The organism is Aquabacterium commune (assembly GCF_004362855.1).
In the GTDB taxonomy this organism is placed as follows: Bacteria; Pseudomonadota; Gammaproteobacteria; order Burkholderiales; family Burkholderiaceae_C; genus Aquabacterium; species Aquabacterium commune.
This window is the reverse complement of sequence record NZ_SNXW01000004.1, coordinates 39078-51490: the sequence shown is the minus strand read 5'-3', so window position 1 is coordinate 51490 and position 12413 is coordinate 39078. Positions and strand designations below refer to the sequence as shown.

Here is a 12413-nt window from a genome sequence, read left to right as displayed (position 1 = left end):
TCGCGCGCGAAGAACTTTGGCTTGCGGCCCGCACGCAGCGCCTTGCGCGCAAGGCTTTTCCAGTTGCGGACGACACTTTTCGGCTTGCGGGCAAGGCTTTTTGCCTTGCGGCCAAGGTTTTTCGGCTTGCAGCCCGAGCTCGGCGCCTTGCGAGAGGCGCTCAGAGAGCGACAGCCCAGCCTGGCAGCTCAGCCGCCGGCCCAGGCTCAGCGGTAAGCGCTCATCGCCCGGGCGCCCGCGCCCTGCCCCGGCACGCCGTAGGTGGCGCCTTGGGCGCCGTCCTGGCTGGGGAAAAGCACGCCCAGCGTGCGGCCCAGCGAGGCCGAGGCCAGTTGCACGGACTGCTGTTGCTGCAGGCAACGCGTTCGTGCCAGCACCAGGCGTTGGTGCAGGTCGGCGGGCAAGGCGGCGCCCGATGTGGCGGCCTGCCGGAAGGCGGCCAGCCCTTGGGCCAAGCCCAATTGCAAAATCTGCGACTGCTGCTCGATGCGGTCGGCGTCGCCCGAGGCCAGCGCGGCGTCCAGCGCACCCAGGTGAGATTCGATCTCACCCAGGTGGGTCTGGACGGCATCTGTCATGGCGACAGCAGACAGGTTCGGCATGGTGGCGCTCAGTGCTGATCGGTGCTGATCGGTGCTGGTCAGCGCTGACGGCCTTGCAGCAGCTCTTTGGCGTTGGCGATCAGCTTGTCAGCGATCACCTCGGGCTTGACTTTGTAGCTGCCGTCGTCGATGGCCTGCTTGACGCGGGACACCTTGGCCGCGTCCACCACGCCGTCGTTGCCCGCCATGAAGCTGGAGGCCGAAGACAGCGTGACTTTGGCGCTTTGGCCCACCGCCGCATCCGTGGAAGATGCTTTGTTGGCGGTGTTGGTGGTCGAGGCAGGTTCCGTTCGCGGACTGACGCCAAGCGCCTTGTCCAGGGGGTTGCCGATTTTCATGATGCACTCCTTGATCCCGGCAAATGCCGAGTGGTCACATCCGCGATATCGACGCGGCCTGGGGCGACTTTAGTCTGAAATGCCCAAACCCCCTGGTACAGGGGGGTGGAAGCGGTAAAAAAGTGTGCCGTCACAGGGTGACCTCCACCAGGCGCTCACCCACGGGCTGGCCGCACAGCACCCGGCCATTGTCCATGCGCACACGGACGCAGCGCCCCTCGTCGCCCGGGCTGAGCGCCACGCCCTCGGACGCCACCAGGAAGCCTTCGCCGCGCACGTTCAGCCTGACCGGGTCGCCGATGGCGAACCAGCGGCGGGATTTGACGTCGTCCTGGCGCACGCTTTGGCCGGCTTCCAGGGGGCGAACCACGGTGCGGCCCACGATGTCGGCCACGCGCACCAGCGCCGGCGAGCCCGAGGCTGCCAAATCGACCTCGCCCACCACCACGTCGGCTTGCGCCACGGTGTTGCCGGGGCGCAGTGGCACGGCAGCGACCAGGGCCTTGCCCCAGACCTTCACCGTGACCGGCCAGTACACATTCCAGCGCACCGGCCCTTGCTCGCAGCGCAGGCCCACGCGGGTTTTGCCCCAGAGCTGGGCGTTGTCGGGCAGGTAAGCCTTGACCTTGTCACAGGGCGCGAGCTTGAGGCGCGGGTCCAGCTGCCCGAGTGTGACTTCCACACGCCAGGGCTGCCGCTGGTTGCCATCGCCTGCGCTGGCCTGCGGCAGGTTCTGTTGTTTCAGGAGGCCCTCCACCTGGGACTGCAGCGCGTCGGCGCCAGAGGCCGCAGCTTGCGCACCGGCGGCCATGGGCGCCAGGCCGAGCAGCAGGGCCAGCATCAGCGGGTGGGGTGAGTCGAGCGTGTCCATGCGTTGCAATGTACGCAAGGCAGCCGACGCGCAAGGGCGAGAAATGCGCGGGCTTTGCCGCTTTATTCCGGCTCATGTTTTGGGGCCCAAAGGCACACCATCGGACCCATGCTGACTGAACCTGCATCCCGTTGGGAATCGCTGGCTCGGCCAGCCACCAGGCGGCAGATGTCGTGACCGCCGGAGGGCCTGAAGATGCTGAACCAACTGACCGACTCGCTGAACTTCCACGCCACCGCGCTGACGCTGCGGTCGGAGCGCCAGCGCCTCATCGCCAGCAACATCGCCAACGCCGACACCCCCGGCTACACGGCCCGCGACTTCAATTTTTCAGATGCGCTGAGCCGGGCCACAGGCCGCACCTCCAGCGCACAGACCCCTCTGGCCAGCGGCACACGCCTCGCCATGGCGACCAGCCGCAGCGGTCACCTCGGCCTCAATGGCGTGAGTGGCCAGGGCGCAGGCGCCGCCAACCCCGAGTTGAACTACGCCAGCGCAGCCCAGACCAACCTGGACAACAACACGGTGGACATGGACCGCGAGCGCGCCAGCTTCGCCGACAACACCCTGCGCTACGAGGCCACGTTGCGCTTCATCAACGGCCAGGTTCGCACGCTGAACACGGCCATGACCGGCCAGTGACGGGCGGCTGACAGGAGCACACCATGTCGATGTTCAAGATCTTCAACGTTTCTGGCAGCGCGGTCAGCGCGCAGACGCAGCGCCTCAACGTCGTGGCCTCCAACTTGGCCAACGCCGACACGGTGGCGGGCCCCGACCGCCAGGCCTACAAAGCCCGCCAGGTGGTGTTCAGCACCACACCCATGGGCGATGTGGGCACGGCCGGCGTGAACGTGTCGCAGATCACGGAAGACAACGCGCCTGGCCGCCGTGTACACGACCCGAAACACCCTCAGGCCGATGCCGAGGGCTATGTGACCTACAGCAACGTGAACGCGGTGGAGGAGATGGTCAACATGATCTCGGCCTCGCGTTCTTACCAAAACAACATCGAGGTCATGAACACGGCCAAGACGCTGCTGAGCAAAACCCTGCAGATGGGCCAAAGCGGCTGACGCCGCCTGCGCCGACACATTGGCCTGACACGAAGGACACACCATGACCACCGCCGTCAACAGCACCAACGCCGCCACCTCGGCCACATCGACCACCAAGACGGTCAGCCAGCAGGCCTCCGAGGCGTCTGACCGCTTTCTCAAGCTCTTGGTCACGCAGATGCAGAACCAGGACCCGCTGAACCCGATGGACAACGCCCAGGTGACCAGCCAGATGGCGCAGATCAACACGGTCACAGGGATCGACAAGCTCAACACCACCATGGGCGCGATGAACGCCGGCATGGCGCAGATGCAGATGCTGCAGGGCGCCTCCCTGGTGGGCCGCCAGGTGCTGCTGGACGGCAACCAGCTGGCATTCGACAGCACAGGCAAGGTCGCCACGGGCGCCTACAGCCTGGACGGCGCCGCCAGCAGCGTGCGCATCGACATCATCAACGCAGCGGGCGTCACCATCGACTCCGTCAACCAGACGGGCGTGCCCTCGGGCCAACAGGGCTTCCAGTGGACGCCGCCCGACGGCACCGGCACGGCAGGGCTGACGTTCAAGGTCACGGCCAGCAGCGGCAACACCACCATCAACGCCAGCACGCTGATGACCGACACCGTCGACGCCATCAACACCTCCAGCGGCACGCTCACCCTGGAGCTGCGCAACAGCGGCTCCACCGCCTACAGCAAGGTCAAGGCCGTCGCCTGACCCCTGATTTTCCTGCAGTCACCGAAAGGACATCACCATGGGCTTCCAGCAAGGACTCTCCGGCCTGAACACCTCCAGCAAGAGCCTGGAAGTGATTGGCAACAACGTGGCCAACGCCAACACCTATGGTGCGAAATCTTCGCGGGCCGAGTTTGCCGACATGTACGCGGCCTCGCTGGGTGGTGGCGGCAGCAACGGCATCGGCATCGGTGCGCGCATTGGCGCGGTGGCCCAGCAGTTCACGCAGGGCAACATCACCACCACCTCGAACAACCTCGACCTGGCCATCAACGGCCGCGGCTTCTTCGCCATGCAAACGGCACAGGGCGAAACGGTCTACACCCGCAACGGCCAGTTCAAGCGCGACGCCTCGGGCTTCATCGTCAACAACGAAAAGCACCAACTGCTGGGCCAGGCCTTGGACGATACCGGCGCCCCTTCCGGCCCGGCCGGCTCGCCTGTGCGCCTCAGCAACGACGGCTCCGCGCCGCAGAAGGCCAGCGCCATCACCCTGACGGCCAACATGGATGCCAAAGCGACCATCCCGGCCGTTGCGGTGGACTTCGCGAACTCGAAGAGCTACAACTTCGTGACCTCGCAGACGGCCTACGGTGACAACGGTGCGCCCGTGGCCCTGAACTACTATTTCCGCAAAGTGACCGACGCTGTTGCGGCCAACCCGAGTGCCACGCCACCCGTCGCGGCGGCCGGCAGCCAGTGGGCTGTGTACCTGAGCGCCGACGGCAACACCAACGCGGCCTCGGTGAACAGCACGGCCGGCGTGCCCACCCCCATCGCCACGTTCACCTACAACCCCGATGGCACCCTGCCCGCGGGCACGGTGTTCACCGTTCCCAGCATTCCCGGCGGCAAGAACGGCCAGCCGCTGACGGGCGTGACGCTGGACATGTCCAAGTCCACCGAGTACGCCGGCAACTACGCCGTGACGGAGCTGTCCGGCGGCGGCTACGCGCAAGGCAACCTGTCGGACTTCCTGATCGAAACCGACGGCACCGTCAAGGCGCGCTACACCAACGGCCAATCGAAAGCGATTGCCCGCGTGCAACTGGCCGACTTCAAGAACCTCAACGGCCTGCAGCCCATCGGGGGCAACGAGTGGAAAGCCACCAACGCCTCGGGTGAGCCCTTGCCACTGGGTGCGCCCGGCAGCGGCGTGTATGGCTTGCTGCAGTCGGGTGCGCTGGAAGAGTCCAACGTGGACCTCACCGGCGAACTGGTCAGCATGATCGTGGCGCAGCGGGCCTACCAGGCCAATGCCCAGACCATCAAGACAGAAGACCAGGTCCTGCAGACCCTGGTGAACCTGCGCTGATGCGCTTTAGGAGCACGCCATGGACCGCATGATCTACCTCAGCATGGCCGGCGCCAAGACCAACATGGCGCAGCAGGATGTGCTTTCCAACAACCTGGCCAACGTCAACACCACGGGCTTTCGGGCGCAGCTGCACGCGGTGCGCGCAGTTCCGGTGCGTGGCGACGGCGCCTCCACCCGCGTGTACTCGCTGGAGACCACGGTGGGTTACGACGCCAAGCCCGGCCCGCTGACCGTCACAGGGCGGTCGCTGGACGTGGCGGCGCAAGGCAATGCTTGGTTGAGCGTGCAGGCCCTGGATGGCACCGAGGCCTACACCCGCTTCGGCGCCTTCATGGTCGATGCCCAGGGCACGCTGGTGACAGCCAACGGGCGCCAGGTCATGGGCGACGGCGGCCCGATCACGGTGCCGACGGACAGCGAGGTCAGCATCGGCAGCGACGGCACGGTCAGCGCCAAGGGCGTCAACGGCCGCAGCACGGCGGTGGGCAGGCTCAAGCTGGTCATTCCGGAAGGGCCCCTGACCCGTGGCGATGACGGCCTGTTCCGCGCACCCGATGGCGCCGACTTGCCCGCCAGTGCCGTGGCCCGCGTGCAAGAAGGCGCGCTGGAAGGCTCCAACGTCAACCCGATCGAGACCATGGTGCAAATGATCGCGGCGTCGCGACAGTACGAGACCCAGACCAAGATGATGCAGACGGCAGATCAAAACGAGAAGACCGCGGCCCAGCTGCTGTCGGCCGGCGCCTGACAACCGCTCCCGCTCAAGCCACCCTGATTGACTGGCGCCACGCCAAAGGAGTCCCAACATGATGCGTTCCCTGTGGGTATCGAAGTCCGGCATGGAAGCCCAGCAAACCCAGCTGGACCACATTTCCAACAACCTGGCCAACGCCTCGACCAACGGCTACAAGCAATCGCACGCCGTTTTCGAAGACCTGATGTACCAGAACCTGCGCCAAAGCGGCGCCAACACCACCGACCAGACCACACTGCCGACCGGCCTGCAAGCCGGCCTGGGTGTGCGCGCCGTGGCCACCTCGCGCCAGTTCACGCAGGGCAGCCTGCAGCAGACGTCGAACAACCTCGACGTGGCCATCCAGGGCAAGGGCTTCTTCGAGGTCGAGTTGCCGGACGGCACCATTGGCTACACGCGTGATGGCTCTTTCCAGATCGACAACCAGGGCCGCATCGTCACCAACACCGGCTACCCGGTGAACACGGGTGGCGCGACCATCCCGGCAACGGCCACCAACCTGACCATCGGCAGCGATGGCGTCATCACGGCCAGCCTGCCGGGCACGACCACGCCTGCGCGGATCGGCCAGTTCCAGCTCTCGAACTTCATCAACGCCGCCGGCCTCGACCCGAAGGGCCAGAACCTGTTCTCCGAGACGGCCTCCTCCGGCCCGCCGCAACAGGGCACGCCCACATCGACCAACCTGGGCAGCCTGTCGCAAGGCTTCGTGGAGACGTCCAACGTCAACGTCGTGCAGGAACTCGTGACGATGATCCAGACGCAGCGCGCCTACGAGCTCAACTCCAAGGCCATCCAGACCTCGGACCAGATGCTGCAAAAGCTGGGGCAGCTGTGATGAACATGCTGCACCGCCTCCTCCCCTTGCGCGCCCTCGCCCTGTGCGCAGCCGCACTGGCGCTGAGCGGTTGCGAGACCCTCAGGCCCCGGGTCGATGTGGCCCAGCCCACCGCGGTGCGGCCTTCCGCTGCCACCTACGCGCCCATTTCGAACGGCTCGCTGTTCCAGAGCGCTGCGTACCGGCCGCTGTACGAAAGCCACCGCGCGCGCATGGTGGGCGACATCATCACCATCACCATCTCGGAAAAAATCACGGCCAAAACCGAGACGTCCAGCACCCTGGAAAAGAAGGGCTCTGTGAGCAGCGAGATCACGGCGGTGCCGCTGGCCAACGTGGCGCAATTGGCCAAGCTGGGTGCCGCGGGCAGCAGCAACAACAAGTTCGATGGCAGAGGCACCACCTCGGCCAACAACAACTTCACGGGCTCCATCACGGCCACCGTCATCGAGGTGCTGCCCAATGGGCACCTCATCGTGTCGGGCGAAAAGCAGATCGGGCTGGCCAAGAGCGTGGACGTGCTGCGCTTTTCGGGCCAGATCGACCCCTACTCCATCCAGCCGGGCAACACGGTGGCCTCCACCGAGGTGGCGAACGTGCGCATCGAGCAGATGGGCCGAGGCGCCAACCAGGATGCCCAGCAAATAGGCTGGCTTGCGCACTTCTTTTTGAGCATTTCGCCGTTCTAAAGGTTCGGACAATGGAGCCGAACCCCCAAGGAAGTCGGCGCCATGAACACCACTGACCGTTTGCTCAAACTGCTGATCGCCCTGGCCTTGCTGGCCGCGTCGGCAGCGCTGTGGTGGCCCATCAATGCGCAGGCGGTTCGCCTCAAGGAAATCGCCGCCATCCAGGGCGTCCGGTCCAACCAATTGATGGGCTATGGCCTGATCGTGGGCCTGGACGGCACCGGCGACCAGACCGCCCAAACGCCCTTCACTTCGCAAAGCATCAACGCGATGCTGCAGCAGTTGGGCATCACGGTGCCAGCCGGTGCGCCCATGCAGCTCAAGAACGTGGCCGCGGTGCTGGTCACGGCTTCCCTGCCCCCCTTCGCCCAGCCGGGCCAGCCCCTGGACGTGAACGTGTCTTCCTTGGGCAATGCCAAGTCGCTGCGCGGCGGCACGCTGATCGCCACGCCGCTCAAGGGCGCCGATGGCCAGATCTACGCGATGGCGCAGGGCAACCTGATCATCGCCGGGGCCGGTGCCTCGGCCGGTGGCGCCAAGGTGCAGATCAACCAGCTCAGCGCCGGTCGCATTCCCGCGGGTGCCACGGTCGAGCGTGCGGTGCCCACGCCTTGGGCGCAAGGCAGCGTGGTGCAGTACGACCTGCAGTCCGACGACTTCAACACGGCCCGCGATGTGGCCGATGCCATCAACAAGGCCAAGGGCGCAGGCACCGCGGAGGCCTTGAGCGGCCGCAGCATCGCGGTGCGACTGCCCACCGCCTCTGGCGAGCGCGTGGCCTTCATGGCCGACCTGGAGAACCTCTCGGTGGACCGCGCCACGCCAGCCGCGCGCATCGTCATCAACGCCCGCACGGGCTCGGTCGTGATCAACCAGGCCGTGACCCTGGGCCCCTGCGCGGTGGCCCACGGCAACCTGTCGGTGACGATCAGCTCCACCCCCTCGGTCAGCCAGCCCGGTGCCTTCTCCAATGGCCAGACCGTGGTGACCGAGAAGAACGACATCCAGATCAACCAGGCGCCTGGCGCCCTGATCCAGCTGCCGGCGGGCAGCAAGCTGACCGATGTGGTCAAGGCGCTCAACACCCTGGGCGCCAACCCGCAGGACCTGCTGGCCATCCTGCAAGCCATGAAGGCGGCCGGCGCACTCCAAGCCGAGCTGGAGGTGATCTGATGAGCCTGAATTCCCCCAGCGGCCAGATCCCTGGCACCAACGCCGGCCTGACGATGGACGTGCGCTCCCTGGAGCGCCTGAAGTCGAGCTCCAGCGCCAGCCCCCAATCCGCCATCCGCGAGACGGCCAAGCAGCTCGAAAGCCTGTTCATGCAGGAGCTGATGAAGAGCATGCGCGCCTCCACCATGAGCACAGGCATGCTGGACAACCAGGCCACCGAGATGGGCACCAGCATGCTGGACACCCAGTTCGCCGGCCAGATGACGGGCCGCCCCGGGGGCCTGAGCGACCTGATCGTGCGACAGCTGGAACGCCAGATGGGCCTCAAGAACGGCGCGGCCAGCAGCGACGCCAGTGGCAACGCCGCCCCGCTGAACGGCCTGAGCATGAGCACCGACCTCGGTCAACGCCGTGCAGCCGCACCTGCCGCCGCATCCGCAGGCGCACCGGCCAGTGGCGACAAGCGCCTGAGCGCCTCCGAACAGTTCATCCGCAAGCACCAGGCCGCCGCGCAGGAAGCCCAGGCGGCCACCGGCATGGCGGCCGGTCACATCTTGGGCCAGGCGGCGCTGGAGTCTGGCTGGGGCAAGCACGAGATCAAGATGAAGGACGGTTCGTCCAGCCACAACCTGTTCGGCATCAAGGCCACACCGGGCTGGACAGGCAAGGTCGCCGAGGTCACCACGACGGAATACGTTGGCGGGGTTGCGCACAAAGTCACGGCCAAATTCCGCGCGTATGACTCCTACGCCGACGCCTTCAAGGACCACGCCCGCCTGCTCAGCCAGAGCCCGCGCTACAGTCAGACGGTCGCGCAGGCGGACACGGCCAGCGGCTTCGCCAGGGGCCTGCAGAAGGCCGGCTACGCCACCGACCCCGCCTATGCGGACAAGCTCACCAAAGTGATCAACACGGCCCTGCGCGTTCAGCGCAGCCTGGCCTGAGTCGCTGAGCACAGGAGCACCCCATGGGCACCGGCATCTTCTCCCTCGGCGCGCGCGCCATGCTGGCCAACCAGGCCATGCTGGACACCACCAGCAACAACATCAGCAACGTCAACACGCCGGGCTATTCGCGCCAGCAGGTTGAGCTGCAGACCGAGGGCGGGCTGTTCACCGGGGCGGGCTTTTATGGTCGGGGTGTGAAGGTCGCCACCGTCACGCGCAACACCAATGAATTCCTGATCCGCGAGAACAACGTCAACGTTGCCACCTCGTCGGCCGACCAAGCGCGCCTGGACAAGCTGAACCAGCTGGAGAAGGTCCTGCCCACCGGAAAGAACGGCCTGGGCTATGCCGCCCAGCAAGTGCTCAATGCCTTTGTCGATGTGGCCAACCAGCCGCAGGACATGTCCGCCCGCCAGGTCGTGCTGGCGCGCGCCCAGGACTGGGTCAGCCGCGTCAACACCGCCGGCAAGCAGCTCGACGACCTGCAGGCCGGCACCGTGTCCGACATGCAGACCACGGTCAGCCGCATCAATTCCCTGACCCAGCAGATCGCCACGGCCAACCAGGCCATCGCGAGCTACACGGGCATCGGCCACGAGCCCAACGACCTGCTCGACCAGCGCGACCAGCTCGTCAAGCAGCTCAACGAGCTGGTGCAAGTCAACACCGTCGAGGCCGATGACGGCTCGCTGAGCGTCTTCATGGGTGGCGGCCAGCTGCTGGTGCTGAGCAACTCGGCACAAACGCTCAGCGTGGTGCGCGACCCGCTGGACAGCACCCTGGGGCGCGTGGCCTTGCGCACGGGCAACACCGACCGCATCCTGGATTCCGACCAGATGACGGGTGGCGCCATCAAAGGACTGCTGCAGTTCCAGGACAAAGACATCGCGGACACCCGCGCAGGCCTCAACGCTTTCGTGTCGCAGTTCGCCTCGGCCCTCAACCAGCAGCAGTCGCTGGGTGTCGATGCCACCGGCGCCCTGCAGACCACGTTCACCGCCGCCGGCACCCCCGTGGGCACGCCGCTGTTCCTGAACACCGCCAGCGCCACCAGCATCGGCATGAACCTGGTGCAACCCAAGGGACTGGCTGCGGCGTCGCCCCTGGTGGCATCGGTCCAGGCAGGCAACACCGGCACGGCCAGCATCGATTCGCTGACCATGGCACGGGCCCTGCCGCAGGCCAATGCGCCCGACTTCGCCACCTCACTGCCCACCACGGCCAACGGCCTGACCGTGGTGTTCGAGACCAGCGCCTCCGACCCCACCCAGCTGACCTACCGCTTCACCGACAGCGCGGGCACGCCCTACAAAGACACCACGCCCAAGCGCACCTGGACGCCCGGCACACCGCTGAACGACGCCGACCCGGCGTCCACCCCGAGCAGCCAGCTCTTCAACCTGAGCATCTCGGGCGTACCACGTGCAGGTGACAAGATCAGCATCGCGCGCACCACCTACCCAGCCAGCAACAACGGCAATGCCCAGGCCTTCCTGGCCCTGCGCGACAAGGCCATGGTGACGCTGGACGGTGCCTCGTACGCGACCGTCACCGACGCCTACTCGCAAATGATCGGCAACCTCGGCGTGGCCGTGCAAGGGGGCAAGACCGCCGCCAGCATCTCCAGCACCCTGGCCAAGACCTCGGAGCAGACCCTCTCGAGCACCACCGGCGTCAACCTCGACGAGGAAGCCGCCCGGCTGATCCAGTTCCAGCAAAGCTACCAGGCGGCCGCCAAGGTGCTGCAGATCGCCCAGTCCCTGTTCGACACCCTGCTGCAGACCGCCCGAGGCTGAGGAGATTGACCATGCGCATTGCCACCGCCCACGCCTACGACGCCTCGATCCAGAACCTGCAGAAACGCCAGCAGGACCTGGCCGAATCGCAGATGCAGCTGACCTCCGGCAAGCGGGTGAACTCGGCCAGCGACGACCCCACGGCCGCCGCCCGCGCAGAGCGCGCCCTGGCCAGCATCGCCCGCAGCGACGCCAACAAGCGCTCGCTGGACGCCAGCCGCAACGTCATGAACATCACCGAATCCGCCCTGGGCGACACGGTGGAGCTGATGCAGACCGCCCGCGAGACCCTGGTGGCCGCCGGCAATGGCACCTACAGCGATGGCGAGCGCAAGGCCCTGGCCACCAAGCTGCGCGAGATCCGCAACCAGTTGCTGTCCGTGGCCAACCGCCCCGATGGCGGTGGCGGCTTCGTGTTCGGCGGCCAAGGCTCGGCCACCCCGCCCTTCGTGGACGGCAACACCGGCGTGACCTTCGTGGGCCAGGGCGGCGAAACCCTGGCTTCGTCCAGCGAGAAGCTCAACCTCACCGTCGATGGCGACCAGGTCTGGCTGAAAGCGCGCGGCGGCAACGGCGTGTTCACCACCGCGCAGGGCACGAATGCCAACACCAGCGGCCCCAACAGCGGCACCGGCTGGATCACCTCCGGCACGGTCACCGCACCGTCGCAGCTGCCCTACCCCACCCCCTCCGGCGGCAGCTCGCCCAGCTACAGCGTGCGCTTCAATGTGAGCGGCGGCACCACCACCTACGACGTGCTCGACAACTCGACCGCACCGGCCACCACGCTGAGCACGGGCCAGCCCTACAACAGCGGCAAGACCATCGACATCACCGGCAAGGGCATGTCGGTGTCCATCGCCGGCGCCCCGGCCGACGGCGACCGCTTCACCATCGGCGAAGCCACCAACAACCTCAACATGTTCAGCAGCCTGGACAAGACGATCGCCGCCCTGAGCCAGACGAACGCCTCCAGCAGCAGCATCCAGCAGGCCGTCAACACGGGCATGACCGAGATCGACAGCGTTCTGGGCAATGTGCAGGCGGCGCGCTCGGCGGTCGGCGAATCACTCAACCGCATGGACGGCATCGAAAGCCGCATCGAGACGCTGAAGCTGGCCGCGGCCACCGAGAAGTCCAACGCAGAAGACCTGGACATGACCGCCGCCATCTCGAACTTCCAGAACCGCCAGACGGGCTACCAGGCCGCGCTGCAAAGCTATGCCTCGGTGCAAAAGCTCTCGCTGTTCCAGTACATCAACGGCTGACGCACCCCCACACACCCACAGAAAA

Annotated in this window: 14 protein-coding genes; 11 read left to right on the top strand and 3 right to left on the bottom strand. The window is 66.5% G+C overall.

All coding sequences use genetic code 11. From position 1 onward, the window contains the following. Positions 1-206 precede the first annotated feature (206 nt). The 3 genes from EV672_RS08680 to flgA all read right to left on the bottom strand — a co-directional run bounded on the left by EV672_RS08680 (position 207) and on the right by flgA (position 1811). Complete coding sequence (locus EV672_RS08680) at positions 207-602, bottom strand: hypothetical protein (protein ID WP_133608323.1); 396 nt, start codon at positions 600-602, stop codon at positions 207-209. Positions 603-640: 38 nt separating this feature from the next. Continuing rightward, complete coding sequence (gene flgM, locus EV672_RS08675; protein WP_133608321.1) at positions 641-940, bottom strand: flagellar biosynthesis anti-sigma factor FlgM; 300 nt, start codon at positions 938-940, stop codon at positions 641-643. Between the two features lie 130 nt (positions 941-1070). Beyond that, entirely contained in the window at positions 1071-1811 is a 741-nt protein-coding gene (gene flgA / locus EV672_RS08670) for a flagellar basal body P-ring formation chaperone FlgA (RefSeq protein WP_243738595.1), read from the bottom strand. A 195-nt stretch (positions 1812-2006) separates the two neighbouring features. Here flgA and flgB point away from each other — a divergent pair, with 195 nt between their 5' ends. From flgB to flgL, 11 genes are read left to right on the top strand one after another with little or no spacing between them, the layout of a single operon-like run. Next, on the top strand, positions 2007-2453 hold the full coding sequence (flgB, locus tag EV672_RS08665; RefSeq protein ID WP_133608319.1) for a flagellar basal body rod protein FlgB: 447 nt from the start codon (positions 2007-2009) through the stop codon (positions 2451-2453). A gap of 23 nt (positions 2454-2476) precedes the next feature. Then, positions 2477-2887 (top strand): flagellar basal body rod protein FlgC, encoded by a 411-nt coding sequence (gene flgC / locus EV672_RS08660; protein ID WP_133608317.1) that lies wholly within the window; start codon positions 2477-2479, stop codon positions 2885-2887. Between the two features lie 43 nt (positions 2888-2930). Further along, positions 2931-3587 (top strand): flagellar hook assembly protein FlgD, encoded by a 657-nt coding sequence (locus EV672_RS08655; protein WP_133608315.1) that lies wholly within the window; start codon positions 2931-2933, stop codon positions 3585-3587. Between the two features lie 37 nt (positions 3588-3624). Beyond that, positions 3625-4920 carry a flagellar hook protein FlgE gene (gene flgE / locus EV672_RS08650; RefSeq protein WP_133608313.1) on the top strand — a complete coding sequence of 432 codons (1296 nt, stop codon included), beginning with the start codon at positions 3625-3627 and terminating at the stop codon, positions 4918-4920. A 19-nt stretch (positions 4921-4939) separates the two neighbouring features. Next, positions 4940-5671 (top strand): flagellar basal-body rod protein FlgF, encoded by a 732-nt coding sequence (gene flgF, locus EV672_RS08645; RefSeq protein WP_133608311.1) that lies wholly within the window; start codon positions 4940-4942, stop codon positions 5669-5671. Positions 5672-5729: 58 nt separating this feature from the next. Next, positions 5730-6515: a flagellar basal-body rod protein FlgG gene (gene flgG / locus EV672_RS08640; protein ID WP_133608309.1), complete on the top strand. Its 786-nt coding sequence runs from the start codon at positions 5730-5732 to the stop codon at positions 6513-6515. A 5-nt stretch (positions 6516-6520) separates the two neighbouring features. Then, positions 6521-7204 (top strand): flagellar basal body L-ring protein FlgH, encoded by a 684-nt coding sequence (locus EV672_RS08635; protein WP_133608307.1) that lies wholly within the window; start codon positions 6521-6523, stop codon positions 7202-7204. A gap of 42 nt (positions 7205-7246) precedes the next feature. Then, positions 7247-8377: a flagellar basal body P-ring protein FlgI gene (locus EV672_RS08630; RefSeq protein ID WP_133608305.1), complete on the top strand. Its 1131-nt coding sequence runs from the start codon at positions 7247-7249 to the stop codon at positions 8375-8377. Further along, complete coding sequence (gene flgJ / locus EV672_RS08625; RefSeq protein ID WP_133608303.1) at positions 8377-9321, top strand: flagellar assembly peptidoglycan hydrolase FlgJ; 945 nt, start codon at positions 8377-8379, stop codon at positions 9319-9321. Before EV672_RS08630 ends, flgJ begins: the two co-directional genes overlap by 1 nt. A gap of 23 nt (positions 9322-9344) precedes the next feature. Continuing rightward, positions 9345-11120 carry a flagellar hook-associated protein FlgK gene (gene flgK / locus EV672_RS08620; RefSeq protein ID WP_133608301.1) on the top strand — a complete coding sequence of 592 codons (1776 nt, stop codon included), beginning with the start codon at positions 9345-9347 and terminating at the stop codon, positions 11118-11120. An 11-nt stretch (positions 11121-11131) separates the two neighbouring features. Continuing rightward, positions 11132-12388: a flagellar hook-associated protein FlgL gene (gene flgL, locus EV672_RS08615; RefSeq protein WP_133608298.1), complete on the top strand. Its 1257-nt coding sequence runs from the start codon at positions 11132-11134 to the stop codon at positions 12386-12388. Positions 12389-12413: the final 25 nt, after the last annotated feature.

Bases quoted from the DNA above. Each gene is read 5' to 3' on its own strand.
- flgL (WP_133608298.1), top strand. From the start codon at position 11,132: ATGCGCATTGCCACCGCCCACGCCTACGACGCCTCGATCCAGAACCTG.
- EV672_RS08680 (WP_133608323.1), bottom strand. From the start codon at position 602: ATGCCGAACCTGTCTGCTGTCGCCATGACAGATGCCGTCCAGACCCAC.
- flgJ (WP_133608303.1), top strand. From the start codon at position 8,377: ATGAGCCTGAATTCCCCCAGCGGCCAGATCCCTGGCACCAACGCCGGC.
- flgG (WP_133608309.1), top strand. From the start codon at position 5,730: ATGATGCGTTCCCTGTGGGTATCGAAGTCCGGCATGGAAGCCCAGCAA.
- flgK (WP_133608301.1), top strand. From the start codon at position 9,345: ATGGGCACCGGCATCTTCTCCCTCGGCGCGCGCGCCATGCTGGCCAAC.
- flgM (WP_133608321.1), bottom strand. From the start codon at position 940: ATGAAAATCGGCAACCCCCTGGACAAGGCGCTTGGCGTCAGTCCGCGA.
- flgE (WP_133608313.1), top strand. From the start codon at position 3,625: ATGGGCTTCCAGCAAGGACTCTCCGGCCTGAACACCTCCAGCAAGAGC.
- flgA (WP_243738595.1), bottom strand. From the start codon at position 1,811: ATGGACACGCTCGACTCACCCCACCCGCTGATGCTGGCCCTGCTGCTC.
- EV672_RS08635 (WP_133608307.1), top strand. From the start codon at position 6,521: ATGCTGCACCGCCTCCTCCCCTTGCGCGCCCTCGCCCTGTGCGCAGCC.
- EV672_RS08655 (WP_133608315.1), top strand. From the start codon at position 2,931: ATGACCACCGCCGTCAACAGCACCAACGCCGCCACCTCGGCCACATCG.
- flgB (WP_133608319.1), top strand. From the start codon at position 2,007: ATGCTGAACCAACTGACCGACTCGCTGAACTTCCACGCCACCGCGCTG.
- flgC (WP_133608317.1), top strand. From the start codon at position 2,477: ATGTCGATGTTCAAGATCTTCAACGTTTCTGGCAGCGCGGTCAGCGCG.
- flgF (WP_133608311.1), top strand. From the start codon at position 4,940: ATGGACCGCATGATCTACCTCAGCATGGCCGGCGCCAAGACCAACATG.
- EV672_RS08630 (WP_133608305.1), top strand. From the start codon at position 7,247: ATGAACACCACTGACCGTTTGCTCAAACTGCTGATCGCCCTGGCCTTG.